The organism is Xanthomarina sp. F2636L, assembly GCF_026410195.1.
In the GTDB taxonomy this organism is placed as follows: domain Bacteria; phylum Bacteroidota; class Bacteroidia; order Flavobacteriales; family Flavobacteriaceae; genus Xanthomarina.
Window position 1 is genome coordinate 134,773 of sequence record NZ_JAPMLM010000072.1, and the last position, 25,868, is coordinate 160,640.

The following is a 25,868-nucleotide window of genomic DNA, read 5'->3' on the forward strand; positions in this document are numbered from 1 at the left end:
ACTTTGCAGGTTTCTTATTATTAATTTTTAACTTAAATAAAATATGTATTTAAAAGAGTTTTATGCATCAATATTTGCATAAATAGCATTCTTTTCAATAAATTCTCTACGTGGTGGTACTTCGTCTCCCATTAACATAGAAAATATTCTATCTGCTTCTACTCCATTATCTATCTGTACTTGTCTTAAGGTTCTAAAATCTGGGTTCATAGTTGTATCCCAAAGTTGTTCGGCATTCATCTCTCCAAGACCTTTATAACGTTGTATTTTACTTCCATCTCCAAATTCTGTCATAATTTTAGCGCGCTCTTCATCGCTCCATGCATATTGCTTTTTCGCTCCTTTTTTAACTAAATATAAAGGAGGTGTAGCAATATAAATATGTCCGTTTTCAATTAATTCTTTCATATATCTGAAAAAGAATGTAAGTATTAAAGTTTCAATATGACTTCCATCAATATCCGCATCACACATTATCACCACTTTATGATATCGTAATTTTGATAAATTTAAGGCTTTACTATCTTCTTCTGTTCCAATAGTAACACCAAGTGCAGTAAAGATGTTTTTTATTTCCTCGTTTTCAAAAACACGATGTGTCATAGCTTTTTCTACATTCAATATTTTTCCACGTAAAGGAAGAATGGCTTGAAATGCTCTATCACGACCTTGCTTAGCTGTTCCACCTGCCGAATCTCCCTCGACTAGGAATACTTCGCATTTTGCTGGGTCTTGTTCAGAACAGTCAGATAATTTTCCAGGTAAACCACCAATACTCATAACGGTTTTACGCTGTACCATTTCACGAGCTTTTTGAGCTGCATGACGTGCTTGTGCTGCAAGAATTACCTTTTGTACAATTGTTTTTGCATCGTCTGGATGTTCTTCAAGATAGTTCGTTAACATTTCAGAAACTGACTGACTTACGGCAGCTGAAACTTCTCTGTTTCCTAATTTTGTTTTGGTTTGTCCTTCAAATTGAGGCTCTTGAACTTTTACTGAAATAATAGCTGTTAATCCTTCACGGAAATCATCTCCTGCAATGTCAAACTTTAATTTGTCTAACATCCCAGATTCATCAGCATACTTTTTAAGTGTATGTGTTAATCCACGACGGAAACCCGATAAGTGGGTTCCTCCTTCATGTGTATTAATATTGTTTACATAAGAATGTAAATTTTCTGCATAAGAGGTATTGTAAACCATGGCAACTTCTACTGGAACACCATTTTTTTCTCCTTCAAAAGCAATAACCTCTCTTGTTAAAGGCTCGCGATTTCCATCTAAAAATTTGATAAACTCTTTAAGACCTTCTTTAGAATGAAATGTTTCTCCTTCAAAAGAACCATCTTCCTTTTTATGACGTTTATCAACTAAATGAATGGTAATCCCCTTATTAAGAAATGCCAACTCCCGCATTCTGCTTGCCAAAGTATCATAACTATATTCTACCGTTTGAGTAAAAATTGTTGCATCCGGTTTAAAAGTAATAGCTGTTCCTCTTTTATCAGTTTCGCCAACCTTTTTAACAGGATACATCGGTTTTCCTTTTTCGTACTCTTGTTCCCAGATTTCACCTTTTCTAAAAACGGTAGCAGTTAAATGATCTGATAATGCGTTAACACAACTAACACCAACTCCATGCAGTCCACCAGAAACTTTGTACGAGTCTTTATCGAATTTCCCACCAGCACCAATTTTGGTCATAACTACTTCAAGAGCAGAAACACCTTCTTTTTTATGCATATCAATTGGGATTCCACGACCATCATCTTCAGTAGTTACAGAATTATCTTCATTGATAGTTACTGTAATATTATCACAGTGCCCAGCCATAGCTTCATCAATAGAGTTGTCCACCACCTCATAAACCAAGTGATGCAAACCTCGAACTCCTGTATCTCCAATATACATAGACGGACGCAAGCGTACGTGCTCCATGCCTTCTAATGCCTGGATACTATCTGCTGAATAGTTATCCTTATTGAATTCTTCTCTTTTTTCGCTCATAAATTTTATATTTTTTTAAAATATCTAATTCTACAATTTAGTATTCTTTTGAATTGTGCAAATACACAAAAAAATCCCATATTTTCGGGACTTTTGAATACAAACAAAGATAGGAATTTAAAACGCTTTTAAAAAGCATTTTAACGAGTATCATCAATTTTTATTAACATTTGTTAATTACTAGAAACGCTCTTAAATCGCTTAAAAAGCATCTTAAAATAGATTTCCAACAAATTTAACAACTGTATAAAAGCACCAAAAACACAAAATCTCGCAGACGCGAGATTTTGTGTTTTAAAAATTGTAATAGAACGCTTAAAATCTTCTTATTTTTAAATTACAGCATAAGCATCTGCATGCACTTTTGCAACTGCTCTTCCAGAAGGGTCATTCATGTTTTTAAATGCCTCATCCCATTCTAATGCTATTTTAGTACTGCAAGCCACACTAGCTTCTTGTGGCACGCTTAAAGCTGCTGCATCACTTGGAAAATGTTCTGTAAAAAGAGTACGATAATAAAATTCTTCCTTACTTGTTGGAGTTTGAATTGGAAACTTGTATTTAGCATTTGCTAATTGTTCGTCTGTTACCTCTTTAGCAACAAGTTCTTTCAGTGTATCTATCCAACTATAACCAACACCATCACTAAATTGTTCTTTTTGTCTCCATGCTATAGCTTCTGGAATCATGTCTTCGAAAGCTTTTCTTAATACCCATTTTTCCATGCGCTCACCATCAATCATTTTATCTTGTGGGTTGATACTCATAACCACATCAATAAACTCTTTATCTAAAAATGGTACGCGCCCTTCTATACCCCATGCTGCTAAGCTTTTATTTGCTCTTAAACAATCGTATTGGTGTAGTTTGCTTAACTTCCTTACTGTTTCTTCATGAAACTCTTTAGCGTCTGGCGCTTTATGGAAATACAAATATCCTCCTAAAAGTTCATCTGCTCCTTCTCCAGACAGCACCATTTTTACTCCCATCGATTTAATAACTCTCGCCATTAAATACATGGGTGTACTGGCACGAATTGTGGTTACATCATAAGTTTCTAATTGATAAATAACATCACGAATGGCATCTAACCCTTCCTGAATGGTGAATTTTATTTCATGATGAACTGTTCCTATATGGTCTGCAACTTTTCTAGCAGCAGCCAAATCTGGCGACCCTTCTAATCCGACAGAAAAACTATGAAGTTGTGGCCACCAAGCTTCAGAGGTGTCATTACTTTCAATTCTTTTTTGTGAATATTTTTTTGCAATTGCCGAAGTTATGGAAGAATCTAATCCCCCTGACAACAATACCCCATAAGGCACATCACTCATTAATTGTCTGTGAACAGCTGCTTCAAGTGCTTCCTTTATTTTTTTAATGCTTGTTTCATTATCTTTTACAGCATCAAACTCCGTCCAATCGCGTTTGTACCACTTTACTAATTTACCATCTACACTAGACATATAATGTCCTGGAGGAAATAGCTCTATTTTGGAACAAACTCCTTCCAGAGCTTTTAATTCGGAAGCCACGTAAAATGTTCCATTTTCATCCCAACCAATATACAAAGGAATAATCCCCATATGGTCTCTAGCAACAAAATAGCTGTCTTTTTCAACATCATAAATAGCAAAACCAAAGATACCATTCATATCATCCACAAAATCGACACCTTTTTCTTTATATAAGGCTAAAATAACTTCACAGTCGCTTTCTGTTTGAAAGTTATATGCAGATTTTAATTGCTTACGAAGTTCTCTATGGTTATAAATTTCTCCATTGGCTGCTAAAATGAGTTTTTTATCATCGCTCAATAGAGGTTGTTTTCCAGACGCAGGATCTACAATTGCCAAACGTTCATGAGCCATAATCACTTTATCATCACTATAAATCCCACTCCAATCAGGACCTCTATGACGGATCTTTTTCGCCATTTCTAAAATTTGAGGTCTTAAATATTCAGCTTTCTGTTTTAAATCGAATGCACATACTATTCCACACATAATCTATTTCTTATTGTATTGTTTTAAATATGCTACAAATATGCACTTATTATATATACATTAAAACAATAAAACTAAAATTAGTTTCAATTTAAAACTAAAATTAGAATATACATTTATTATTGTAATTTTATCAAGTAATTATTCTTGATTATCTTTACGAAATGAAATATCTAAAATTATTCCTATTACTGTTTACCTTTTCTATTTACGGTCAAACATGGCAAAGCACTAGTATCTCTCCAAATGCAAACGGTCAACGTTTTGATGACGTCTTTTTTTTAACAGATGACATTGGATGGGCTGCCAATGGATACTACGCTGCAGTTTACAAAACTATTGATGGTGGACTTACCTGGACCGAACAACTAAACGAAAGCATGTTGGGTGGAAATTATTATTTTAGAAATATCGAATTTTTAAATACAAATATTGGTTTTTTAGGGACTTTGAATGGGAAAGTATTTTCTACTAATGATGGTGGAACTAATTGGAATGAGATTATAAACATTTCACCCAACCCGGCTGCCATTTGTGGTTTTACAACAGTTGGAACTAATACTGTTTATGGTTGTGGCGCTTACTTTTCGCCAGCATACATTATAAAATCAACCGACAGTGGGGCTACTTGGGACTATATAGATATGTCTGCTTACGCAAATGCCTTGGTAGAAATTAAGTTTTTAACTGAAGATACTGGCTACGCTTGTGGCAGTAGTAGTTCTGGAGCCGTTATTTTAAAAACAACGGATGGAGGAACTTCATGGTCAGAGATATACAACTCCAATATTACTGGAGAGTATGTTTGGAAACTACAAATTTTAGAAGATAACCCAGATGTATTTTTTGGCGCTATTTCTTCCATTTCACCATTTAATGGAAAATTAATATCATCATTAGATAATGGCACTACATGGAACAGTTATGATGCTCCAGAAACCGATATACAAGCTGTTGGTTTTATTAACGAAAATCAAGGATGGATGGGTGGCCACACTACAGGATTTTACGAAACACTTAATGGTGGACAAACATGGACCAATTTGAATGTTGGCTCTAATTTAAATCGAATATTTATTGTTAATTCATCATTGGCTTATGCGTCTGGGACATCTATCTATAAATTTACAGACGAAATTTTAGACACTCATAATTTGACTGATAACCCATCTAAATCTTTAAATATCCAATTGCATAATAATCCTGTGACTTCTGTTTTAGAATTCAGTATATATTTTCCAAGTAGCGACAATATGCTTATTGAACTATACGACAGCAAAGGGTCTTATATCAGACAGTTATCTAGAGAGAGTATTAAAACTAACGATGTGAAAAAAAATTACAGTTTTCCAGTTGACGATTTGCAAGCTGGTATTTACTTAATAAATTTTCATAATAATTTCCAACGTCAATCGTTAAAATTTGTAAAGCAATAAACCTATTTGTTTTTATTCTGTTATATTTATAAAAAAAATCTATGAAAAAATCAACAATTATTTCCGCTATAGCATTTTCAATTGTCATGCTATTTTCAACAAATCTTTCAGCTCAAAATTTTAGCGACCTTGACAAGAGCCCAATGGACGCTGCCTCTTTTCCTAGCAGCTATAAAGTATCAGACAAACAGGTGAAAGTTATTTATAGCCGACCACAATTAAAAGGTAGAGATGTCAATTCACTTACTCCAAATGGAAAAGTATGGCGAACAGGTGCAAATGAAGCTGTTGAGATTACCTTCTATGAAAACAAAATGTTTGGTGACAAAGAAGTTAAAGCTGGAACTTATTCCATGTTTACAATTCCCGGCCAAAAAGAGTGGACAGTTATTTTAAATTCAGACATGAATGTTTGGGGAGCCTATTCTTATAACGAAGCTAATGATGTTGCCAGAGTAACAGTTCCAGTAACTGAAGACAAAAAATCTTTAGAAGCATTTTCTATTGCCTTTGATGATGAAGGAACCATGCATTTAGGTTGGGATACCTTAAGAGTTGCTGTTCCTATAAAATAAAAGCTTGGAATTAAATTTCCATATCAATAAAAAAATGTTCCAAGAATAAACTCTTGGAACATTTTTTTTATAAGTATTCGTGTGTGTTTTTAAAACCTAAATCTAATGCCTATTTAAGGAATATTTAAGTATTTATGAGTTTGCAGAGACACTTTCCATTTCGGATTAGCCATAACATAATCCACAATTTCAGGAACCATTTTATCGCGCTTACTCCACTCTGGTTGTAAATATAAGATGCAATCTTTATTTACTTTAGCAGCTTGTTCTTCGGCAAATTTAAAATCGCTTTTATTGAAAATAATCATTTTAAGCTCATGAGCTTTCTGATAGATTTCTTCAGTTGGAAGCTTTAGTTTTTTTGGCGATAAACAAATCCAATCCCAAACCCCCGTTAACTTATAAGCTCCAGAAGTTTCTATATGAGTTTGTAATTTTTTTTCTTTTAATTGCGTTGTCAATGGCCCCATATCCCAAGTTAATGGCTCTCCTCCAGTAACTACAATGGTTTTACTGTAAGTAGCTGCATTTTCTACAATCTTTTCAACTTCGGTTGGAGGATGTAATTCTGCCAACCAACTTTCTTTTACATCGCACCAATGGCAACCAACATCGCAACCACCAATTCTAACAAAATAAGCAGCTGTCCCCTTATGAAAACCTTCTCCTTGAATGGTGTAAAACTCTTCCATTAAAGGTAACAACAACCCTTTATCTATTAACTCTTGTCTTTCACTTCTTGTCATAGCCTGCAAAGATAGTTATTTAAGTATTTAAAGCATTAAGTGCTTAAAGTATTTAAAGTTAAAATTTCTCATATCATTCATTATAATTGAAAACTAAAAGTTTTAATATGATATATACTTGAAAAAATTTTAGTTGAAAAGTTGAAAGATTTTTTTCTAAGGTTTAGACTAAAGATTAGTATTTTTATAAAAATTTTTAAAACATGAATAAACAGGAAGCGTTCTTTAATCATATTGAAGAAGGAAATACAAACAAAGGCGAATTTATCACCCTAGGTGCAGCCATGCTGGATGGTAAAACCGTAAAAGATGCTTTTGTAAATGTGCCTTTAAAAACCATGAATAGACATGGCTTAATTGCTGGCGCTACCGGAACGGGTAAAACAAAAACCTTACAAGTAATTGCTGAAAACCTAAGCGAAAAAGGTGTTCCCGTAATTCTCATGGACATTAAAGGCGATTTAAGTGGTTTGGCAAAACCAAGTCCTGGACATGCAAAAATAGACGAACGTCATGAGCAAATAGGTTTACCATTTGAAGCCAAAGGATTTCCGGTTGAAATTCTAACACTTTCTGCACAAAATGGTGTGAGACTTCGAGCTACTATTAGTGAGTTTGGACCTGTGTTAATTTCTAGAATTTTAGATGTTACTGAAACGCAGGCAGGTATTATTTCTGTAATTTTTAAATATTGTGATGACAATAAATACCCTTTATTAGATTTAAAAGATTTTAAAAAAATTCTTCAATATGCTACTAACGAAGGAAAAGAAGAATTTGAAGAGGCCTATGGTCGAATCTCAACAGCTTCCACTGGAGCAATCTTAAGAAAAATTGTAGAAATTGAACAACAAGGAGGCGATTTGTTTTTTGGTGAAAAGTCTTTCGATCCTCAAGATCTATTAAGAGTTGACGACAATGGAAGAGGCTACATAAACATTATTCGTTTAACAGACATTCAAGACAAACCAAAATTATTTTCAACCTTCATGTTGAGTTTGTTAGCCGAAATTTACTCCACATTTCCAGAGCAAGGAGATACTGGAAGGCCAGAACTTATCATGTTTATAGATGAAGCTCATTTAATATTTAACGAAGCTTCCAAAGCGCTTTTAAATCAGATTGAAAGCATTGTAAAACTTATTAGAAGTAAAGGTGTTGGCTTGTATTTTGTAACTCAAAACCCAACCGATGTTCCTGAAGCAGTTTTAAGTCAGCTAGGTTTAAAAGTACAACACGCGTTAAGAGCTTTTACTGCTAAAGACAGAAAAGCCATAAAACTTACAGCACAAAATTATCCAGACACAGAATATTATGATACCGCCAGCGTTCTTACCTCTTTAGGCACAGGAGAAGCATTGGTTTCTGCTTTAAACGAAAAAGGAAGACCAACACCATTGGCTGCAACCATGATGCGTGCACCAATGAGTAGAATGGATATTCTAACCGATTCTGAACTAAATTATTTATTAGATAATTCTAAACTAGTAAAAAAATATAATGAAGAAGTTGACAGAGAAAGTGCTTACGAAATGCTCAATGAAAAAATTGAACAAGCCGAAGCTGAAGAATTAAAAGAAAAAGCAAAAAAAGAAAAAGAAGCACTAGAAAAAGCTGAATCAAAAAGCAGAAGTTCATCCACTAGAAAAAGTACCAGAATGAACCCCATAGTAAAAGTGCTTACAAGTGCTACTTTTATTAGAAGTGTCTTTGGAATATTAACCAAAGTTATGAAAAAATAAACATCAAACTTAACCCTTAAAGCAATTTAAAATTTACCTATTTTTATATGAAAAAAAACATTTTAGGCTTAGCCATTGTCTCCCTTTTATTTGTTGGTTGTAAAAAAGAGCAAAACCCTTTTCAAATAAGTAAACACCACATTGGCTTACTAACAGATTCTACCCAAGTAAAAGAATTAAAATCTATTTTTGCAAACGATTCCGTTGTAGAAAGACGATTGGATAACGAATTCACCTTTAACCGGACCGATATTGATATTTTTGATAAACAAGGAAACAAATTACTTACATTGACACCAAAGGTTGTCCAAGATTCTACGTCTACCCTTGAAACAATAAAAATCCTAGATGCTAGATTTAAGACAGACAAAGGTATTTCTACCCTAAGTACTTTTGCAGATATTGAGAAAAATTATAAAATTTCAAGCATTCAAAATACGCTTAAAAATATTGTCGTTTTTGTTAATGAGATCAATGCTTTTTTTACAATAGCTAAAAGCGAATTACCTGGCGAATTACAATTTGACACCAGTGCTAAAATTGAAGCTGTACAAATTCCAGGAAAAGCAAAAATTAAATATTTTATGATTGGTTGGTAGATTCTGCAGTTAGCGGCAGTCACGCAAGAAATAAAAAAACATGCAAAAAAAGAAAAAATATATCATTCAAGACGCACCATTTGTAATACCTACAACAGATGGCAAGGTTATAAAGGAACATTTTGGCAATGCTTCTCAAGGAAACTCACAAATTAGCATTGCTCACATGGTGGCTCCAGCAGGTTGGAGCGAGCCTTTTCAAACTCCAGAGTTTGAAGAATACACCTTTATAATAAAAGGCAAAAAACAATTTATAATTGATGGAGAAGAAATTGTTTTGGAAGCTGGGCAATCTATTAAGATAGAGAAAAACACTAGAGTACAATATTCAAATCCATTTACAGAACCTTGCGTATATCTTGCTATCTGCTTACCAGCCTTTTCTATAAACCTTGTAAATAGAGAAGGTGAATGAAAATAATCCTGCAGAAATTCATTGGTTTCTTTATAAATATAATTGGCATATTTTTTCCAAAATTGGCTGCAAGAATGGCTTTGTTTTTATTTACAAAACCATTAAAAGGAAAACCAGACGAAAAACAATCCGATTTTTTAGATACGGCTTTTAGAGAAGAACTCACATTTAACAACATGCCCATCATGACCTATCGCTGGCTAGGAGACAAAGGAACCATTTTATTAGCTCATGGCTGGGAAAGCAATTCCGCTAGATGGAAAGAATTGATTACAAATTTAAAGAAAAAAGGTTTTAGTGTCGTGGCTTTAGATGCTCCAGCACATGGCCGTTCTGGAAGCAATAGGTTTAACGCGATTATTTATTCTGAATTTATAAAAGTGGTGGCCGAGCGTTTTCAACCAAACATCATTATTGGTCATTCTGTTGGAGGCATGGCTTCTGCTTATTATCAATACAAATATCAAAAAGAGTCTATTGAAAAAATGATTCTTTTAGGCGCTCCTTCAGAATTTAGTGATGTTTTAAAAAGATATACAGACATGCTTAGTTATAGTAATCGTGTTAAAAAAAATCTTAATTTAATTATTAAAGTGCGTTATGGCGAGCTCCCTGAAGCCTTTTCAACAGCTAATTACTCAGAACATATCACCTCAAAAGGGTTGATAATTCACGATAAAAAGGACAACATTATTCCCTATAACGATGCATTGCTTATTAAAACCAAGTATAAAAACAGTGTATTGATTTCTACTGAAGGTTATGGTCACTCTCTAGCTACAGACGAAGTTTCAAATTATATTTACGATTTTATAGACAACTAAAGTTACTATCTTTGCCCTATGGAAGAAAATTTAAAACGAATAAATAAGTTTTTAAGTGAAGTTGGATATTGTTCGCGTCGTGAAGCAGATAAACTTATAGATGCTGGGCGTGTCACTATAAATGGTGAAGTTCCTGAAATGGGAACAAAAATAAGCCCAACAGACGTGGTACATGTTGATGGAGAACTAATAAAAAACACCAAAGAAGAATTTGTTTATTTAGCTTTCAACAAACCAATTGGTATTGTTTGCACAACAGATACTCGTGTTGAAAAAGACAACATTATCGATTATATAAAATATCCAAAACGTATTTTTCCTATTGGCAGGTTAGACAAACCCAGCGAAGGTTTGATTCTATTAACTGACGATGGAGACATTGTTAATAAAATACTTCGAGCTAACAACAATCATGACAAAGAATATATTGTGACGGTCGATAAGCCCATTTCTCAAACCTTTTTAAAACACATGTCTGAAGGCGTGCCCATTTTAGATACCATTACAAAAAAATGTGAAGTTGAAAAACTAGGAACTTACGAATTTAGAATTATTCTTACTCAAGGTTTAAATAGACAAATTCGTCGTATGTGCGAATATTTAAATTATGAGGTACAAACACTTAAACGGGTGCGAATTATGAATATTAAACTCGATATGCCTTTAGGAGAATACAGAGAATTAACAGATTCTGAATTTAAGAATTTATCTAAATTGTTAGAGGATTCTTCAAAACAATTCAATCTAAAACCTAAAGTTGTTAGAAAAAACAAGCCATAAACATGCTGTCTCCTTTTCATATTGCCATTCCTGTTCATAATTTAGAAACTTGCAGAATATTTTATCGTGAGGTTTTAAATTGCGAAGAAGGCAGAAGTAGCAACCATTGGGTAGATTTTAATTTTTTCGGACATCAATTGGTTATTCATTATAAACCAAAATCTGAGGAAACCGATTTGCATACAAATCCTGTTGATGGGAAACATGTGCCAGTTCCACATTATGGCGTAGTTTTGGCTTGGGATGTATTTCAAAGTTTTGCTGAAGACTTAAAACAAAAAGGCATCGATTTTATAATTGCTCCTTATATTCGTTTTGAAGGGGAAATTGGAGAACAAACTACCATGTTCTTTTTAGATCCAGCTGGAAATGCCTTAGAATTTAAAGCTTTTAAAGACATGAATCAGCTGTTTGCTAAATAAGCTAGAAATACTTTTTCTTATTGCTATTTGTGGCGCAACTCTCTAGCTAATAAGGTGTTTTTTAATAACATGGCAATAGTCATTGGCCCAACACCTCCAGGAACAGGAGTAATAAAACTAGCTTTTTTACTCACGTTCTCAAAATCAACGTCGCCTGTAATCACATATCCTTTTGGTGAAGTTTCATCAACAACACGAGTAATTCCAACATCAATAATAACCACATCATCTTTAACCATTTCGGCTTTTAAGAAATTAGGAACTCCTAGGGCTGAAATAATAATATCTGCTTGAGAGGTAATTTGAGTGATGTTTTTTGTGTGACTATGAGTAATGGTTACTGTAGAATTTCCAGGAAACCCTTTTCTTCCCATTAAGATACTCATAGGACGACCAACAATATGCGAACGGCCAATAACAACCGTATGTTTTCCTTTGGTTTCCACATTATACCTATCTAATAATTCAAGAATTCCAAAAGGTGTTGCAGGAATAAATGTGGACATGTCGAGGGCCATTTTTCCAAAATTCATTGGGTGAAAACCATCCACATCTTTATCTGGATCTACAGACATTAATACTTTTTGAGTATCTATTTGCTTTGGAAGTGGTAATTGAATAATAAATCCATCTATATCATCATTTAGATTTAGTTCTTCAATTTTATCTAATAATTCAATTTCACTTGTGGTATTAGACATTCTAATCATGGTAGATTCAAAACCCACACGTTCGCAAGCTTTCACTTTACTGCCAACATAGGTTAAACTAGCGCCATCGTTTCCAACAATTACAGCAGCTAAATGAGGTACTTTTTCTCCTAAAGCCTTCATTTTTTTTACCTCTTCAGCAATTTCATTTTTAATATCGTTGCTTACTTTTTTTCCGTCTAAAATTGTCATAGTTAAAATAGTTTTCAGTCATAGTCACAGTTTACAGACTTACTCTGTCGCTTATGCGTTTATAGTTTTCAGTAAAAAGATTAAGTTATTCTACTTTCACTCCAAACTTCTCTGGATTGTTTATCATATAATTTATTAATTTACCAACTTCAATTCCTTTATTTGATAAACTTGTGTGTTGTTCGCTTGAAATATATTTACAGGCTAGAGCGAAATCTATCCATGTATTTGTCTCAGAATTCTCACCATCAGCATCCGTTAATTTACTAGTAAAATGCTTCGGATATACTCGTTTTCTATATGCTTCAGCCAAATTAGCATTTACTGAACGAGAGCTTCTTCTTATCTGATCCGTAAGAGAATACGTTTCTTCTTTTGGAAATGATTTTGAAATTTCAAAAATAGACATCGCCAAATCAAATGCTTTCTGATATGCTATTAATTTTTTGAAATCCATTTTATCTTTTTCTAAATGTCATTACTTAAAACTAAACACTAAAAACTGAGACTGCAAACTGAGACTGAGACTGAGACTGAGACTGAAAACTTGTTATTTCATCCCCTTCATAGCCTGCATCATGGCTTTTCCTTTTCCACCTTGCATCATTTTCATCATTTTGCTCATTTGGTCGAATTGCTTTAACAACTGATTTACCTCCTGAACTGATGTTCCAGAACCTTTACCAATACGTTTTTTTCTACTCGCATTTATAACAGACGGATTTGAACGCTCTAAAGGTGTCATGGAATGAATAATGGCTTCAATACCTTTAAAAGCATCGTCGTCTATATCGATATCTTTCATCATTTTTCCAGCTCCAGGAATCATTCCAATAAGGTCTTTCATGTTCCCCATTTTCTTGATTTGCTGAATCTGCTTTAAGAAGTCGTCAAAACCAAATTGGTTCTTCGCAATTTTCTTCTGAATTTTTCTAGCCTCTTCTTCATCGTATTGTTCTTGAGCTCTTTCTACAAGAGACACAACGTCTCCCATTCCAAGAATTCTGTCTGCCATACGAGATGGGTAGAACACATCAATAGCTTCCATTTTTTCACCGGTACCAATAAACTTAATAGGTTTATTAACAACAGATTTAATAGAAATAGCTGCTCCTCCACGAGTATCACCATCTAATTTGGTAAGAATTACCCCGTCAAAATTCAAGACATCGTTAAAGGCTTTTGCGGTATTTACAGCATCTTGCCCTGTCATAGAATCTACTACAAATAATGTTTCTTGTGGCTGAATGGCTTTATGGATGTTCGAGATTTCGGTCATCATGGCCTCATCTACAGCCAAACGTCCGGCAGTATCTATAATCACTACATTGAAACCGTTAGCTTTAGCATGAGCTACACCCGCTTTTGCAATAGCAACAGGATCGTTATTGCCTTTATCGCTAAAAACCTCGACATTAATTTGTTCTCCAACGACATGTAATTGGTCTATTGCGGCTGGACGATAAACATCACAGGCAACTAATAAAGGTTTCTTTGTTTTTTTATTTTTAAGGAAGTTTGCTAATTTACCAGAGAAGGTTGTCTTACCCGACCCCTGCAAACCAGACATTAAAATAATGCTTGGATTTTCAGATAAATTGAGGCCTTCTGCATCTCCACCCATTAATTCGGTTAATTCGTCTTTTACGATTTTAACCATTAACTGACCTGGCTGAAGCGTCGTTAATACGTTTTGTCCTAAAGCTTTTTCTTTTACACGAACGGTAAAATCTTTAGCAATTTTAAAGTTAACATCGGCATCTAAAAGCGCTCTACGAACTTCTTTTAAGGTTTCGGCAACGTTTACTTCCGTAATGCTTCCGTGACCTTTTAATACGTGTAAGGCTTTATCTAATTTTTCGCTTAAATTATTAAACATAATCTTCTATCCATTTTAAGAGCACAAAAATAGCAATTTCATGCGTATATTTAAAGTTTAGGTTAGATTAAAACAAAACTTTAATGACATTTTCTAATTAACTCAGAAATGTGTTTGTGATTGGAATATTTTTGAGGATTATTCTTTTTTCTCATGATGTTTATTTTTCTGGTGAATTTTTCCAACAAAATATCCCAAAAGAAATGGTAAAAATAAAAGGATAGTAAAAAGTAATACGAAGTAAAGCAATAGTGTTCCTGTTAAATCTTTAATATAAACCATGGCTTCATCCACCACACGAACTGAAATATCAGCAGCCTCAATGGCTACTGCTTTTCGTTCTCTTAAAATAATACTATCTAAAGCAATACGTTCACGTCTAATAATGGTATCGATGGCCTGACGTTCAAGTAACATACGTTCACTAACAAAAACTATTTGCTCATTGAGACTATAAAACAAATAACGCATATCGTTGGAAAATGATTTTAAAGCAACATGTAATTTTTCCGGAGTGTTTTATGATATAAATATAACAACTAATTGTGGAATCATTTCATATCCAATAAAACACTAAATAGTTTTGACAGGAATATATTATAATTTTTAAGAATTCGCAGTATTAAATAAGAGATCTAATATTGGCATAAGAATTTTCAAGAGCTTTATTAGCTTGCTCCTTATCCAACCAGACTACCTTTGTAATCCCTTCATTTTCCTGAGGCTCCAACTTACCATGATACATTGTTTTCATTTCAAACCAATGGGTAACCTTAATTTTATTCCTACCATTTCGTTTAAAAATATGATAGGTTGTATCTAGTGGTTTAACTATTTCGAGGTTTTTTACCCCTGTTTCCTCTTCTACTTCTCTAATAGCTGTTTTCTCAATAGACTCTTTTTTTTCGGTTTTACCCTTTGGTAAATCCCACTTATCATTTCTAAAAATAAAAAGAATTTCATTTTTATCATTATAGACTTTTCCTCCACCTGCAATGACATTAGGTAGTTTTTTTAAAAATTTTTTTAAGAGTTTCTCTTCGTTTTTATGAATTAATCTAACCTCTTTTAAGGGTGTTTTATTCAACTCCTTAACAACCTTATTTAGGTTAACCGTTTTTAAGGAATAATTTTTAAACCCTTCTTCTTTTTCAACTTTAGTTGTTAAAATGATAGGCTTGTCGTTTACAAAGACTTTATGCATAATGTGTTTAAAGCAATTATGAAATGTAAAAATAAAAACTTTTAGTTGAAAACAATAGATTTCATAAGTAATTATAAATACATATTCAAATTTAAAAATTAATTAAAATAGTGTAATTTTGCAGCTATGATTTTTAACAAACATACCGCAAGGAAAACAGCAGAAGTTTTATTGCAGATAAACGCTATTAAATTAAGTCCAAGCGAACCATTTACTTGGGCTTCAGGATGGAAATCGCCAATATATTGCGATAATAGAATTATATTGTCTTATCCAACCATTCGTAATTATATTCGTGAAACCATGGCCAAGCATATTGAAAAACAATTTGGCAAACCTGATGTTATAGCTGGAGTTGCAACTGGTGCCATTGGCATTGGTATGTTGGTTGCTGAATATTTAGGAGTTCCTTTTATATATGTACGTCCTGAAGCAAAATCTCATGGAAGAAAAAACCAAATTGAAGGTCATGCTGAAAGCGGACAAAATGTGGTGGTAATTGAGGATTTAATTAGCACAGGAAACAGTAGTTTGAATGCTGTTAAAGCATTAAAAGAAGCCAATTTAAATGTAAAAGGCATGATTGCTATTTTTTCATATGGTTTTGATGTGTCAGTTAAAAATTTTGAATCTGAAAATATCTTGCTTCATACCTTAAGCAATTACGAAAGTTTATTGGAAGAGGCTTTAGAAACTAATTATATTACACAAAAAGAATTACAAACTTTATCAGACTGGAATGCCAATCCTAGCGAATGGAACAATAATTGATATTGTTTAAAAACACAACACAACATGAATTTAGAATCACCAAAAGTTACAGTTAATAAACCGACAGAAGACGTTTTTAATTTTTTATCTGAAATAAAAAATTTCGAAAAATTAATGCCCGAAAACATTAGTAAGTTTGAAGTTTTAAGCGATGATAAATTTTTATTTGCATTAAAAGGTATGCCTGAAATAGTTCTTAAGAAAAAAGAATTAATATCTCCAAACAAAATTGTTTTAGGTGCTGCAGGTGGAAAAATAGATTTTTCCTTAACAGGAATTATTACTGAAATCGATGCAGAAAAAAGTGATGTACAATTACTTTTTGATGGCGAATTCAATGCCATGATGGCCATGATGATTAAAGGTCCAATCTCAAAATTTATTGAGACTCTGGCTAGCAATATTCCTGCATCTATCTAATATAACAGACTAATTTCTTTTAAATCGAATTCTTTTATAATGTCGTCTTCCAACAACACTTGAAGGCTTCCAGAATTTGAAACCGATTTAATAAAACCAGAAAACATCAAACCTTCAGCATTTGTAAATGTTGAAGGTTTGTCTTTTCTAAACAGTAGGTTTTGGTAAACATCTTTTAATTCCTGGTATTTTTCATCTTTTAGCAAGGTAAAATAATATTCAATATTTTGAATAATGGCCAACATAACTTCATCCAAACTAAAAACTTGACCAGAAATTAAACGCAAAGACGAGGCTTTTGGTAAATTGGAAAAATTTGTTTGATTTACATTTAAGCCAATACCAATAATCGTACTGTTCAATTGATTTTGTTTTATGACATTTTCAATTAAAACGCCACATATCTTCGTATTTTCTGACAAAATGTCGTTAGGCCACTTAATACTTAGTTTTGGAATATAAAACTGCTCTAAAGCTTTAATTAAAGCCAAAGATACAGATATACTTATATAAAAACTCTTATCGGCTTGAAGCCAAGAAACATCTTTCAACACGCTAAACATAAGGTTTTTAGAATCATCAGAAACCCAAGTAGTTCCCATTTGCCCTCGTCCCTTAGTTTGATAATTTGCAACCACAATGGTATTGTCAGCTAAAGTCTCATCAACACTTAATTGCTTTAAATAGCTATTTGTTGAATCGATGGCATTAAGTTTGATTATACGCATAATAAATGGTTATATTCGTACTGAAAAATCTTATGAAAATTTTAAAGTATAAAGAACTAAAAAATAATAACTTTGCACAAATTAAAAATCATTAATGGCGAAAAAAGAATCTAACGCAGACTTGCTAATAGCAAATATCTTAACTGGAATTGAAGATGTAAAAGGAGAAGAAGTCAATATTCTCGATTTAAGAGAAATTGATAACACAGTTTGCGACTACTTTATTATTTGCGAAGGTAAATCTAACACACAAGTTAATGCCATAGTAAATTCCATACAGAAAAAAGTAAGTAAAGAATTAAAAGACAAACCTTGGCATATTGAAGGACAAGATAATGCTGAATGGGTTTTAATGGATTATGTTAACGTTGTTGTTCATGTCTTCCAAAAACACATCAGAGAGTATTACGACATTGAAAGCCTTTGGGGAGATGCAAAAACAACTGTTATTGAAACAAAATATTAAAAAAGATTAATGGCAAATAAAAAAATAAATCCTAAAAAACCAAAATTCAGTCCTTACTGGATTTATGGTATCATCATCGTCATATTTTTAGCTATGCAATTATTTAGTGGAAGTAGTTTTCAAGATGCAAGCTTGACTACACCTTCACAATTTATGACATATTTAAAAGATGGTGATATAGAAAAAGTAGAGATTGTAAATAGGCGCGAAGCAAAAGTATATTTAACTACCGAAGCTGAACAAAAAGAGGTTCATAAAAAATCGAAACCTACTTCCCTATTACCTTCTGCTACACAATTACCAAATTATAAATTTGAGTTTGGAGATCTTCAAAATTTTGAAGATGACATCTCTAAAGCTATAGCCGAAGAGCAATTAGATCCTAAACCTAAAATCGAGTATAAAACCGAACAAAACCTTTGGGGAGATTTCATCATTGGCTTACTTCCTTTCATACTATTAATAGGTGTTTGGATATTTATTATGCGTCGCATGTCATCAGGTGGAGCTGGAGGTGGCGGTGGTCAAATATTCAATATTGGTAAATCTCGTGCAAAATTATTTGATGAAAACACCGAAGTAAAAACATCTTTTAAAGATGTAGCAGGACTGGAAGGCGCTAAAGAAGAAGTACAAGAAATTGTAGACTTTCTTAAAAATCCTGAAAAATACACCTCTTTAGGAGGTAAAATTCCAAAAGGAGCCTTATTGGTTGGTGCTCCAGGAACTGGTAAAACCTTATTAGCAAAAGCTGTTGCAGGAGAAGCTAAAGTACCTTTCTTCTCTTTGTCTGGTTCAGATTTTGTTGAAATGTTTGTTGGAGTTGGTGCGTCTCGAGTAAGAGACCTTTTTAAACAAGCTAAAGAAAAATCGCCAGCCATTATCTTTATTGATGAGATAGATGCTATTGGTCGTGCTAGAGGAAAAAACAATATGTCTGGCTCTAATGATGAAAGAGAGAATACGCTAAACCAACTTTTAACAGAGATGGATGGTTTTGGAACCAACACCAACGTGATTGTTTTGGCTGCAACCAACAGAGCAGATGTTTTAGATAAAGCTTTAATGCGTGCTGGACGTTTTGACAGACAGATTTTTGTCGATCTTCCAGACATTAGAGAACGTAAGGAAATTTTTGAAGTTCACTTAAGACCTCTTAAAAAAGCTGAAGATTTAGATATTGATTTCTTAGCGAGACAAACCCCTGGGTTTTCTGGAGCAGATATTGCAAACGTTTGTAACGAAGCCGCTTTAATTGCTGCCAGACAAGGAAAAAAATCTGTAGACAAGCAAGATTTCTTGGATGCTGTAGATAGAATTATAGGTGGTTTAGAAAAGAAAAATAAAATCATGACTGTTGCTGAAAAGAAAGCTATTGCTTACCACGAAGCGGGTCATGCTACAGTAAGTTGGATGCTGGAACACGCTGCCCCATTAGTAAAAGTTACAATTGTTCCTCGTGGACGTTCTTTAGGAGCTGCTTGGTATTTACCAGAGGAGCGCTTGATTGTTCATCCAGAACAAATGCTAGACGAAATGTGTGCGGCTTTAGGTGGTCGTGCTGCTGAAAAAGTTGTTTTTAATAGAATTTCTACAGGAGCTTTAAGTGACTTAGAGAAAGTAACCAAACAAGCTAGAGCTATGGTAACCATCTATGGCTTAAGTGAAAAAGTTGGAAACTTAACCTATTACGATTCTTCAGGACAAAACGAATATGGTTTTACAAAACCTTATAGTGAGAAAACTGCCGAATTAATTGACAAAGAAATCTCAGATATTATTGAAGAGCAATATCAAAGAGCTGTTAAACTTCTTGAAGAAAACAGAGATAAATTAACAGAACTTGCTGAAGTACTACTTGAAAAAGAAGTTATTTTTAAAGATAATTTAGAGAAAATATTTGGTAAACGTCCTTTTGAAAAGGAAGAACTTGTTGCAGATAAAGTTGTTGCTGAGAAAAAGGAAGAAGTAGAAGAAAAAAAGGAACTTGACAAAACTGAAGAAGAATAAAATTTCTCTTATAATTTTGTTAAGGTTAAGTAAAAATCTTAAATTGACCCTATGGTTAATTTAAGATTTTTTATATTTGAATAATAGCCTACTATGCTTAGATTAATAGCTAAAACTTAAATGAGTCTTTTTAGAAAAATTTTTGGTTCCAAATCTGAAAAATCAGAAGAAGAATTAAAGTCAAATGTGAGAGGCAAATATATGCCGGAAATAAAACTTCCCGTAGATGAAAGGTTTACAATAAACTTTAAAGCTAATGGTGGCAAGTTCTTATATTGCGAAAATTTAGATGAAATATATAATTCTTTAAATAATATTATTGAAGAAAACAATTGGGAAGATAAGAAAGTACTCGTTTTTGACAATAACCTAAAAGATCGTTTTAAAGATTTTAATTTATCTATCTCCTCATATAATCAAGAAGCTGCATATTTTTTAACTACTTGTGAAAATTTAATTGCAGACGATGGTTCTTTATTAATTTCGTCTAGCCAAATAGCTGAAAAAAGATTGAAAGAATTGCCTGAAAACTTTATTGTTTTTGCAACAACCAGTCAAATAGTAGAAAATATTGGAGAAGGCCTTAAAGGCATTAAGTCAAAAAACAAAAAACAAATCCCCACAAACATTACAACCATTAAACACTTTAAATCTTCAGAAGAAAAAGACTTTTTGTCTTATGGAAGTAGTTCAAAAAATTTATATTTGCTACTATTAGAAGATTTATAGTTTAACCAACAAACCATCTCTAATCTAAATACATGCTAATTAATGCATGATTCATTTTTAGATAGAAAACAAATACGATTGCATGAAAGAAATTCTCGTAAGATCCTTTTCTGGTCTTTTATATGTTTCTTTATTGGTTTTTTCGCTTTACAACAAACATGTGTTTATACTGTTGTTTTTCCTATTTGGGATAATTTGTTTAGCAGAATTAAAAAAGTTAATCGCATATAAATCTTTTTTTCCTTTTATTGTATTTACTCTATTATTTGGTGTTTTTGGTTACTGGCAATTTGTAATGAAATCGAGTAAAGGCTTATCTGAAGCCACTCAAATTCTTCAAGTAATAACCATATTTGTTCAGTTATTTTTAATAAAAGATTTATTTACCGAAAAAAACATTCCTCTATTCATTACTAAAAAAATAACCATCACTACTTTTTATCTCTCTAGTGGTTTTGTTTTCTTAGTATTAATTGCAAATTATCACGAAACATTTAGCCCATTAATCATCTTAGGATCCTTTATATTAGTCTGGACTAATGACACCTTTGCTTACTTAGTTGGAAAGAATTTTGGAAAACAAAAACTGTTTCCAAGCATTTCGCCTAAAAAAACTGTTGAAGGGTTTTTAGGAGGATTATTTTTTGCTAGTATTGCAAGTTATTTTATTGCTACCTTTACAGAAACCTTAAGTTTTAACCATTGGCTAATATTAAGTATTATTATTAGTGTTTTTGGTACTCTTGGCGATTTGATAGAGTCCAAATTTAAACGCCAAGCCAATGTTAAGGATAGTGGTATTATTATGCCAGGACATGGTGGATTATTAGATAGGTTTGATAGCATTATTTTTGCTGCTCCTTTTATATATTTATTTTTACGCATTATAAATTATGTTTCATAAAGAAGGTCATAAAATCATTTTAGTAACACTTGTTATAGTTGTTGCTTTATTTCTACTTATTGATAGTTTTGTAACTATTGCTTGGTTAAGTACGTTATTAATGATTGTATTTTTAGCATTTCTAATTATTGTTTTACAATTTTTTAGAAATCCAAAACGCTTAACTCATAGAAACAGCGACACTGTTGTATCTCCTGTAGATGGTAAGGTTGTTGTAATCGAAGAGGTATTTGAAAAAGAATATTTCAATGAAAAACGACTTCAAGTTAGTGTTTTTATGTCTCCAATAAATGTGCATGTTACGCGTTATCCTATTGGAGGAAAAATTCTATTTAGTAAGTATCACAAAGGGAAATACTTGGTGGCATGGCATCCAAAAGCTAGTGAAGAAAATGAACGTACTACCGTAGTTGTAGAGAATCCAACCTATGGCAAAGTATTGTACAGACAAATTGCTGGTGCTTTAGCAAAGCGTATTGTAAATTATGCCAAAGTAGATGATACGGCATTACAAGGGGAAGATTCTGGGTTTATTAAATTTGGTTCGAGAGTAGATTTATTTTTACCTTTAGATACCAATATTAAAGTACAATTAAATCAAAAAGTTCGTGGTGGAGAAACCATCATTGCTGAAAAATAATGACTTCAGAAGAAATAGATATCGAATTTATGGAGGCAGTTGATCGTATTAACGATTATACAGAACCGTTTCCTGCAGACTTTTTGTTGCGCCTATATGCGTATTATAAAAAGGCAACCAACGATTACAGCAGACCCAGTAGTAGCAAACCATTAATTACTGCTTTTAAAACGAATGCCTTGTTTCAGATTCAAAATATTTCTCAAGACGAAGCCAAACAAACTTATATAGCACTTGTAAATAATTATTTTCTTTATAGAAAATAAAACTTACTCAAATTCAAAGTTTTAATATTCCTCATGAAGCATTTTACTTCTTAACAACCAACACCTACAACAAACTATTCCAACACAAACTCTAATGGTAGTCCAGTTGCGCCATTTGGAAAGCTAATTCCTAATAAAGCAGAGATTGTTGGAGCAATATCTACAATTTTTGTTTTTTGAAATGTACTGCCCTTAACGATTCCTTTTCCATAAAATAAAAGAGGCACATGTGTATCATAATTTAAACCAGAACCATGTGTAGATCCTGTTTTACTGTAAGAGATATAAGAAGGGTCGTTAACTACGATAACATCTCCAGAACGCTTTTGATTGAAACCATTTTGTATTAATTCCTCAATACCATTAGAAAATGAAGTAGAACTCATGGCTGATGCAGTGTACACTTTATCAATATTAGGATAGTTAATAATTTCATTAACTATTTTTTTCTGTACAACTTCTAAATCTAAATTTAATAATGCTAACTTCTCTCTGTTTAAAAATAGTTGATTGTTGCTGACATTTTCTATCAAGTCTGAAGCCCCAAACGTCTTTTCCATAAAGGCCTTAAATTTTTCTTTATTCGCTTTATTATCAACATAACCTGCAGGTATACCTACACTTTGTAAATATGAAGGCACCTCTATTGCTCCATGATCTGAAGTTAAAAACAAAGTATACTCACCTTTTCCCACTTTAGCATCAAGGGCATTAATTAATCGCTCAATATCTTTATCTAAACGGATGTAGGTATCTTGAACTTCTTTAGAGTTTACACCAAAATTATGACCTACATAATCTGTACTAGAATAACTAACGGCAAGCACATCTGTAATAGCATCTTGTCCTAATTGTTCTCCATCAATTGCTGCAATGGCAAAATCTGTGGTTAACGCATTTCCATAAGCAGTCGCTTTTAATATATCAAACCCTTTGTTGTCTTTACTTAATGCTTTTAAATCATACGGAAAAGTAGCTGTTTCTTTTCCTTTAAATCCTCCTTCAAATGTATTTAAATCGGATCCACTTTCTGTGTACGTATCTATATCATATAGGGTATTCCAAATTTTTAAATAAGACTCTGCAACCTCTGAAGTATTAAAGCTTGTTACCCAATTAGGTAAATTGTCTCTATAAAAAGAACTTGTTATCCAATTGCCTTCGTCTTTTCCTTGAAACCAGTATGCTGCATTTGCTGTATGTCCTGCTGGTAATATAGCACCTCGATCTTTTATAGAAATTCCAATAGTTTTTCCTCGCATTTGAGTGAATAATCTATTTTCATCTGCAAATGATGTTGTTTTCATTCTGCTTGGCGACATTTGACCTGAGTTAGCTTCTGTACCAACAGACCTTACAGTGTCATCTCCTGCACAATAAACTGACTCTTTAATTTCTTTATCATACCAGTAATTGGCAATAATACCATGATATTTTGGTGTCGTACCCGTATAAACAGAGGCATGACCTGGGCCAGTATATGTTGGGATATAATTGTAATGATTGTTTTTACAATTAAACCCTTCATTCATTAAGAGTTTGAATCCACCTTCACCAAATTTGTTATAAAAACGTGTTAAATAATCGTAACGCATTTGGTCAACTACAATTCCAATGACTAACTTTGGGTTCTCTTGAGAAACTGAAACTTTTGTATTTAAAACAGCTGTTTCGTTTTGAGATTTACAAGAAACGGTTAACATTAAAAGGCTTAGAACTAGAAGGTTTTTTTTCATGATAAATAATCTTATTAAAGTTCAAAAATACGCATTTTAAAATATCATAATTTAAAATTAAGGTTAAATAAGTCTTAGTTTTTCATACTTTAGCAATTACAAATTAAAATATGAAATACCTACATAATATTGGTGCTTATTTTATAATGATTAAAGATATGTTTCGCAAACCTACCAAATGGTCTGTAATGAAAACACTTATCTTTAAAGATATAGACGATTTAATTATTGGCTCCTTAGGCATTGTAGCTTTTATATCGTTTTTTGTTGGTGGCGTTGTAACCATTCAAACCGCTTTAAATATTACGAGCCCAATAATTCCTAAATATTTAGTTGGTTTTGCTACCAGACAATCCATTATTTTAGAGTTTGCCCCTACATTTATTTCTATTATTATGGCCGGAAAAGTTGGTTCCTTTATAACCTCTAGTATAGGTACCATGCGTGTTACAGAACAAATAGATGCTTTAGAAGTTATGGGTATCAATGCCATTAACTACTTGGTTTTTCCAAAATTTATAGCTTTAATGCTTTACCCTTTTGTAATTTCTATTGCAATGTTTTTAGGAATTATTGGAGGTATGGCCGCATGTGTTTATGGTGGCTTTAGCACTCTCGATGATTATATTACTGGAGTACAGTTAGATTTTATTCCGTTTCATATTACTTATGCGTTTATAAAAACGATAGTATTTGCTTTTGTTTTAGCAACTATTCCTTCTTTTCATGGCTATTTCATGAAAGGTGGCGCGTTAGAAGTTGGGAAAGCAAGTACAACAGCCTTTGTTTGGACAAGTGTTGTTATTATTCTTTTAAACTATGTCTTAACCCAACTCCTGCTTAGCTAATGATAGAAGTAAAAAATGTACATAAATCTTTTGGAGATGCACATATTTTAAAAGGCATTTCTACCTCTTTTGAAAAAGGTAAAACCAGTTTGGTAATTGGACAAAGTGGATCTGGAAAAACAGTTTTTCTAAAATGTTTATTAGGGTTATTTCAACCTGAAGAAGGTAGTATTTCTTACGATGGAAAAATTTATTCAGAATTGGATGCCAACCAAAAAAGAGAACTTCGTTCTGAAATGGGAATGGTTTTTCAAGGCAGTGCTTTATTCGACTCGATGACCATTATGGAAAACGTCATGTTTCCCTTGCGCATGTTTACCAAACAAAGTAAAAGCGAAATGGAAGATCGTGCTAATTTTGTTTTAAAACGTGTCAAGCTTGAAGATGCTCACAACAAGATGCCAAGTGAAGCTTCTGGTGGAATGCAAAAAAGAGTTGCTATTGCTAGAGCTATAGTAAATAAGCCTAAATATTTATTTTGTGATGAACCTAATTCTGGCTTAGATCCAAAAACAGCTATTGTAATTGATAATTTAATTCAAGAGATTACTGAAGAATATAATATTACAACCATTATAAATTCTCATGATATGAATTCAGTTATGGAAATTGGTGAAAAAATCGTGTTTTTAAAAGATGGGTTAAAAGCTTGGGAAGGCTCCAAAGAAAACATCTTTAAAACAGATAATGAAGTGGTAACCGATTTTGTTTATTCCTCTGAATTATTCAAAAAAGTGCGTCAGATGTATTTAGAGGAAAGACAGTAAAGTAAACAGTTTAATCTTTTATAGCTCCCTATAAAGGTTCTTC

General features: G+C 32.8%; 28 protein-coding genes. 18 read left to right on the top strand and 10 right to left on the bottom strand.

Going from position 1 to position 25,868, the window contains the following annotated elements:
- Nucleotides 1-60: 60 nt before the first annotated feature.
- Together gyrB and asnB are read right to left on the bottom strand one after the other, a co-directional pair.
- Nucleotides 61-2,010: a DNA topoisomerase (ATP-hydrolyzing) subunit B gene (gene gyrB, locus OS191_RS14230; RefSeq protein WP_267156380.1), complete on the bottom strand. Its 1,950-nt coding sequence runs from the start codon at nucleotides 2,008-2,010 to the stop codon at nucleotides 61-63.
- 332 nt (nucleotides 2,011-2,342) lie between these two features.
- The gene (gene asnB, locus OS191_RS14235) at nucleotides 2,343-4,016 is read right to left on the bottom strand and encodes an asparagine synthase B (protein ID WP_267156381.1); all 1,674 of its coding nucleotides are present in this window, start codon (nucleotides 4,014-4,016) and stop codon (nucleotides 2,343-2,345) included.
- Nucleotides 4,017-4,180: 164 nt separating this feature from the next.
- Between asnB and OS191_RS14240 the strand changes: the two genes are divergently transcribed.
- Nucleotides 4,181-5,452 (top strand): YCF48-related protein, encoded by a 1,272-nt coding sequence (locus OS191_RS14240; RefSeq protein WP_267156382.1) that lies wholly within the window; start codon nucleotides 4,181-4,183, stop codon nucleotides 5,450-5,452.
- Nucleotides 5,453-5,493: 41 nt separating this feature from the next.
- Nucleotides 5,494-6,027 carry a DUF2911 domain-containing protein gene (locus OS191_RS14245; RefSeq protein ID WP_267156383.1) on the top strand — a complete coding sequence of 178 codons (534 nt, stop codon included), beginning with the start codon at nucleotides 5,494-5,496 and terminating at the stop codon, nucleotides 6,025-6,027.
- A gap of 113 nt (nucleotides 6,028-6,140) precedes the next feature.
- On the opposite strand, the gene OS191_RS14250 is transcribed toward OS191_RS14245, so the two are convergent.
- Nucleotides 6,141-6,773 (bottom strand): 7-carboxy-7-deazaguanine synthase QueE, encoded by a 633-nt coding sequence (locus tag OS191_RS14250; RefSeq protein WP_267156384.1) that lies wholly within the window; start codon nucleotides 6,771-6,773, stop codon nucleotides 6,141-6,143.
- A gap of 203 nt (nucleotides 6,774-6,976) precedes the next feature.
- Between OS191_RS14250 and OS191_RS14255 the strand changes: the two genes are divergently transcribed.
- The 6 genes from OS191_RS14255 to OS191_RS14280 are packed head-to-tail and all read left to right on the top strand — an operon-like array spanning nucleotide 6,977 to nucleotide 11,555.
- Nucleotides 6,977-8,515 carry a helicase HerA-like domain-containing protein gene (locus OS191_RS14255; protein ID WP_267156385.1) on the top strand — a complete coding sequence of 513 codons (1,539 nt, stop codon included), beginning with the start codon at nucleotides 6,977-6,979 and terminating at the stop codon, nucleotides 8,513-8,515.
- 47 nt (nucleotides 8,516-8,562) lie between these two features.
- The gene (locus OS191_RS14260) at nucleotides 8,563-9,114 is read left to right on the top strand and encodes a hypothetical protein (RefSeq protein ID WP_267156386.1); all 552 of its coding nucleotides are present in this window, start codon (nucleotides 8,563-8,565) and stop codon (nucleotides 9,112-9,114) included.
- Nucleotides 9,115-9,154: 40 nt separating this feature from the next.
- The gene (locus tag OS191_RS14265) at nucleotides 9,155-9,529 is read left to right on the top strand and encodes a cupin domain-containing protein (RefSeq protein ID WP_267156387.1); all 375 of its coding nucleotides are present in this window, start codon (nucleotides 9,155-9,157) and stop codon (nucleotides 9,527-9,529) included.
- A complete protein-coding gene (locus OS191_RS14270) occupies nucleotides 9,526-10,353 on the top strand; it encodes an alpha/beta hydrolase (RefSeq protein WP_267156388.1) in 828 nt (275 codons plus the stop codon). Before OS191_RS14265 ends, OS191_RS14270 begins: the two co-directional genes overlap by 4 nt.
- A gap of 18 nt (nucleotides 10,354-10,371) precedes the next feature.
- A complete protein-coding gene (rluF, locus tag OS191_RS14275; protein ID WP_267156389.1) occupies nucleotides 10,372-11,133 on the top strand; it encodes a 23S rRNA pseudouridine(2604) synthase RluF in 762 nt (253 codons plus the stop codon).
- A 2-nt stretch (nucleotides 11,134-11,135) separates the two neighbouring features.
- Nucleotides 11,136-11,555 carry a VOC family protein gene (locus OS191_RS14280; RefSeq protein ID WP_416236426.1) on the top strand — a complete coding sequence of 140 codons (420 nt, stop codon included), beginning with the start codon at nucleotides 11,136-11,138 and terminating at the stop codon, nucleotides 11,553-11,555.
- Nucleotides 11,556-11,578: 23 nt separating this feature from the next.
- Here OS191_RS14280 and OS191_RS14285 read toward each other — a convergent pair whose 3' ends face one another.
- From OS191_RS14285 to OS191_RS14305, 5 genes are all read right to left on the bottom strand, one after another.
- Entirely contained in the window at nucleotides 11,579-12,457 is an 879-nt protein-coding gene (locus OS191_RS14285) for a bifunctional 5,10-methylenetetrahydrofolate dehydrogenase/5,10-methenyltetrahydrofolate cyclohydrolase (RefSeq protein WP_267156390.1), read from the bottom strand.
- A gap of 85 nt (nucleotides 12,458-12,542) precedes the next feature.
- Nucleotides 12,543-12,914: a four helix bundle protein gene (locus OS191_RS14290; RefSeq protein ID WP_267156391.1), complete on the bottom strand. Its 372-nt coding sequence runs from the start codon at nucleotides 12,912-12,914 to the stop codon at nucleotides 12,543-12,545.
- A 93-nt stretch (nucleotides 12,915-13,007) separates the two neighbouring features.
- Nucleotides 13,008-14,336, bottom strand: a complete 1,329-nt coding sequence (ffh, locus tag OS191_RS14295; protein WP_267156392.1) for a signal recognition particle protein — start codon at nucleotides 14,334-14,336, stop codon at nucleotides 13,008-13,010.
- Nucleotides 14,337-14,474: 138 nt separating this feature from the next.
- Nucleotides 14,475-14,807: a hypothetical protein gene (locus OS191_RS14300; protein ID WP_267156393.1), complete on the bottom strand. Its 333-nt coding sequence runs from the start codon at nucleotides 14,805-14,807 to the stop codon at nucleotides 14,475-14,477.
- A gap of 151 nt (nucleotides 14,808-14,958) precedes the next feature.
- Nucleotides 14,959-15,540, bottom strand: coding sequence for an NUDIX hydrolase (locus OS191_RS14305; RefSeq protein WP_267156394.1), 582 nt, complete (start codon nucleotides 15,538-15,540; stop codon nucleotides 14,959-14,961).
- 126 nt (nucleotides 15,541-15,666) lie between these two features.
- On the opposite strand from OS191_RS14305, the gene pyrE reads away from it, so the two are divergent.
- Nucleotides 15,667-16,311, top strand: a complete 645-nt coding sequence (pyrE, locus tag OS191_RS14310) for an orotate phosphoribosyltransferase (protein WP_267156395.1) — start codon at nucleotides 15,667-15,669, stop codon at nucleotides 16,309-16,311.
- Nucleotides 16,312-16,335: 24 nt separating this feature from the next.
- Nucleotides 16,336-16,731: an SRPBCC family protein gene (locus tag OS191_RS14315; RefSeq protein WP_267156396.1), complete on the top strand. Its 396-nt coding sequence runs from the start codon at nucleotides 16,336-16,338 to the stop codon at nucleotides 16,729-16,731.
- On the opposite strand, the gene OS191_RS14320 is transcribed toward OS191_RS14315, so the two are convergent.
- Entirely contained in the window at nucleotides 16,728-17,459 is a 732-nt protein-coding gene (locus OS191_RS14320) for a biotin--[acetyl-CoA-carboxylase] ligase (protein ID WP_267156397.1), read from the bottom strand. The two genes, OS191_RS14315 and OS191_RS14320, sit on opposite strands and share 4 nt — an antisense overlap.
- Before the next feature lie 94 nt (nucleotides 17,460-17,553).
- On the opposite strand from OS191_RS14320, the gene rsfS reads away from it, so the two are divergent.
- From rsfS to OS191_RS14350, 6 genes are all read left to right on the top strand, one after another.
- On the top strand, nucleotides 17,554-17,925 hold the full coding sequence (rsfS, locus tag OS191_RS14325; RefSeq protein WP_267156398.1) for a ribosome silencing factor: 372 nt from the start codon (nucleotides 17,554-17,556) through the stop codon (nucleotides 17,923-17,925).
- A gap of 9 nt (nucleotides 17,926-17,934) precedes the next feature.
- Nucleotides 17,935-19,935 carry an ATP-dependent zinc metalloprotease FtsH gene (gene ftsH / locus OS191_RS14330; RefSeq protein WP_267156399.1) on the top strand — a complete coding sequence of 667 codons (2,001 nt, stop codon included), beginning with the start codon at nucleotides 17,935-17,937 and terminating at the stop codon, nucleotides 19,933-19,935.
- 120 nt (nucleotides 19,936-20,055) lie between these two features.
- On the top strand, nucleotides 20,056-20,664 hold the full coding sequence (locus OS191_RS14335; RefSeq protein ID WP_267156400.1) for an LUD domain-containing protein: 609 nt from the start codon (nucleotides 20,056-20,058) through the stop codon (nucleotides 20,662-20,664).
- An 82-nt stretch (nucleotides 20,665-20,746) separates the two neighbouring features.
- Entirely contained in the window at nucleotides 20,747-21,568 is an 822-nt protein-coding gene (locus OS191_RS14340; protein ID WP_267156401.1) for a phosphatidate cytidylyltransferase, read from the top strand.
- A complete protein-coding gene (locus OS191_RS14345) occupies nucleotides 21,558-22,208 on the top strand; it encodes a phosphatidylserine decarboxylase family protein (RefSeq protein WP_267156402.1) in 651 nt (216 codons plus the stop codon). Before OS191_RS14340 ends, OS191_RS14345 begins: the two co-directional genes overlap by 11 nt.
- On the top strand, nucleotides 22,208-22,474 hold the full coding sequence (locus OS191_RS14350) for an acyl-CoA-binding protein (protein WP_267156403.1): 267 nt from the start codon (nucleotides 22,208-22,210) through the stop codon (nucleotides 22,472-22,474). Before OS191_RS14345 ends, OS191_RS14350 begins: the two co-directional genes overlap by 1 nt.
- Nucleotides 22,475-22,548: 74 nt before the next feature.
- Here OS191_RS14350 and pafA read toward each other — a convergent pair whose 3' ends face one another.
- Nucleotides 22,549-24,210: an alkaline phosphatase PafA gene (pafA, locus tag OS191_RS14355; protein WP_267156404.1), complete on the bottom strand. Its 1,662-nt coding sequence runs from the start codon at nucleotides 24,208-24,210 to the stop codon at nucleotides 22,549-22,551.
- Between the two features lie 110 nt (nucleotides 24,211-24,320).
- On the opposite strand from pafA, the gene OS191_RS14360 reads away from it, so the two are divergent.
- Nucleotides 24,321-25,058, top strand: a complete 738-nt coding sequence (locus tag OS191_RS14360; RefSeq protein WP_267156405.1) for an MlaE family ABC transporter permease — start codon at nucleotides 24,321-24,323, stop codon at nucleotides 25,056-25,058.
- Complete coding sequence (locus OS191_RS14365; RefSeq protein ID WP_267156406.1) at nucleotides 25,058-25,825, top strand: ABC transporter ATP-binding protein; 768 nt, start codon at nucleotides 25,058-25,060, stop codon at nucleotides 25,823-25,825. Before OS191_RS14360 ends, OS191_RS14365 begins: the two co-directional genes overlap by 1 nt.
- Nucleotides 25,826-25,868: the final 43 nt, after the last annotated feature.

Excerpts from the sequence above, each read along its gene's own strand:
- rsfS (WP_267156398.1), top strand. The coding sequence starts at position 17,554 with ATGGCGAAAAAAGAATCTAACGCAGACTTGCTAATAGCAAATATCTTA.
- gyrB (WP_267156380.1), bottom strand. The coding sequence starts at position 2,010 with ATGAGCGAAAAAAGAGAAGAATTCAATAAGGATAACTATTCAGCAGAT.
- OS191_RS14255 (WP_267156385.1), top strand. The coding sequence starts at position 6,977 with ATGAATAAACAGGAAGCGTTCTTTAATCATATTGAAGAAGGAAATACA.
- OS191_RS14250 (WP_267156384.1), bottom strand. The coding sequence starts at position 6,773 with ATGACAAGAAGTGAAAGACAAGAGTTAATAGATAAAGGGTTGTTGTTA.
- OS191_RS14240 (WP_267156382.1), top strand. The coding sequence starts at position 4,181 with ATGAAATATCTAAAATTATTCCTATTACTGTTTACCTTTTCTATTTAC.
- pafA (WP_267156404.1), bottom strand. The coding sequence starts at position 24,210 with ATGAAAAAAAACCTTCTAGTTCTAAGCCTTTTAATGTTAACCGTTTCT.
- OS191_RS14265 (WP_267156387.1), top strand. The coding sequence starts at position 9,155 with ATGCAAAAAAAGAAAAAATATATCATTCAAGACGCACCATTTGTAATA.
- OS191_RS14350 (WP_267156403.1), top strand. The coding sequence starts at position 22,208 with ATGACTTCAGAAGAAATAGATATCGAATTTATGGAGGCAGTTGATCGT.
- OS191_RS14315 (WP_267156396.1), top strand. The coding sequence starts at position 16,336 with ATGAATTTAGAATCACCAAAAGTTACAGTTAATAAACCGACAGAAGAC.
- OS191_RS14270 (WP_267156388.1), top strand. The coding sequence starts at position 9,526 with ATGAAAATAATCCTGCAGAAATTCATTGGTTTCTTTATAAATATAATT.
- ffh (WP_267156392.1), bottom strand. The coding sequence starts at position 14,336 with ATGTTTAATAATTTAAGCGAAAAATTAGATAAAGCCTTACACGTATTA.
- OS191_RS14340 (WP_267156401.1), top strand. The coding sequence starts at position 20,747 with ATGAAAGAAATTCTCGTAAGATCCTTTTCTGGTCTTTTATATGTTTCT.
- OS191_RS14280 (WP_416236426.1), top strand. The coding sequence starts at position 11,136 with ATGCTGTCTCCTTTTCATATTGCCATTCCTGTTCATAATTTAGAAACT.
- OS191_RS14365 (WP_267156406.1), top strand. The coding sequence starts at position 25,058 with ATGATAGAAGTAAAAAATGTACATAAATCTTTTGGAGATGCACATATT.
- rluF (WP_267156389.1), top strand. The coding sequence starts at position 10,372 with ATGGAAGAAAATTTAAAACGAATAAATAAGTTTTTAAGTGAAGTTGGA.
- OS191_RS14305 (WP_267156394.1), bottom strand. The coding sequence starts at position 15,540 with ATGCATAAAGTCTTTGTAAACGACAAGCCTATCATTTTAACAACTAAA.
- ftsH (WP_267156399.1), top strand. The coding sequence starts at position 17,935 with ATGGCAAATAAAAAAATAAATCCTAAAAAACCAAAATTCAGTCCTTAC.
- OS191_RS14335 (WP_267156400.1), top strand. The coding sequence starts at position 20,056 with ATGAGTCTTTTTAGAAAAATTTTTGGTTCCAAATCTGAAAAATCAGAA.
- pyrE (WP_267156395.1), top strand. The coding sequence starts at position 15,667 with ATGATTTTTAACAAACATACCGCAAGGAAAACAGCAGAAGTTTTATTG.
- OS191_RS14290 (WP_267156391.1), bottom strand. The coding sequence starts at position 12,914 with ATGGATTTCAAAAAATTAATAGCATATCAGAAAGCATTTGATTTGGCG.
- OS191_RS14345 (WP_267156402.1), top strand. The coding sequence starts at position 21,558 with ATGTTTCATAAAGAAGGTCATAAAATCATTTTAGTAACACTTGTTATA.
- OS191_RS14245 (WP_267156383.1), top strand. The coding sequence starts at position 5,494 with ATGAAAAAATCAACAATTATTTCCGCTATAGCATTTTCAATTGTCATG.
- asnB (WP_267156381.1), bottom strand. The coding sequence starts at position 4,016 with ATGTGTGGAATAGTATGTGCATTCGATTTAAAACAGAAAGCTGAATAT.
- OS191_RS14260 (WP_267156386.1), top strand. The coding sequence starts at position 8,563 with ATGAAAAAAAACATTTTAGGCTTAGCCATTGTCTCCCTTTTATTTGTT.
- OS191_RS14320 (WP_267156397.1), bottom strand. The coding sequence starts at position 17,459 with ATGCGTATAATCAAACTTAATGCCATCGATTCAACAAATAGCTATTTA.
- OS191_RS14300 (WP_267156393.1), bottom strand. The coding sequence starts at position 14,807 with ATGCGTTATTTGTTTTATAGTCTCAATGAGCAAATAGTTTTTGTTAGT.
- OS191_RS14360 (WP_267156405.1), top strand. The coding sequence starts at position 24,321 with ATGAAATACCTACATAATATTGGTGCTTATTTTATAATGATTAAAGAT.
- OS191_RS14285 (WP_267156390.1), bottom strand. The coding sequence starts at position 12,457 with ATGACAATTTTAGACGGAAAAAAAGTAAGCAACGATATTAAAAATGAA.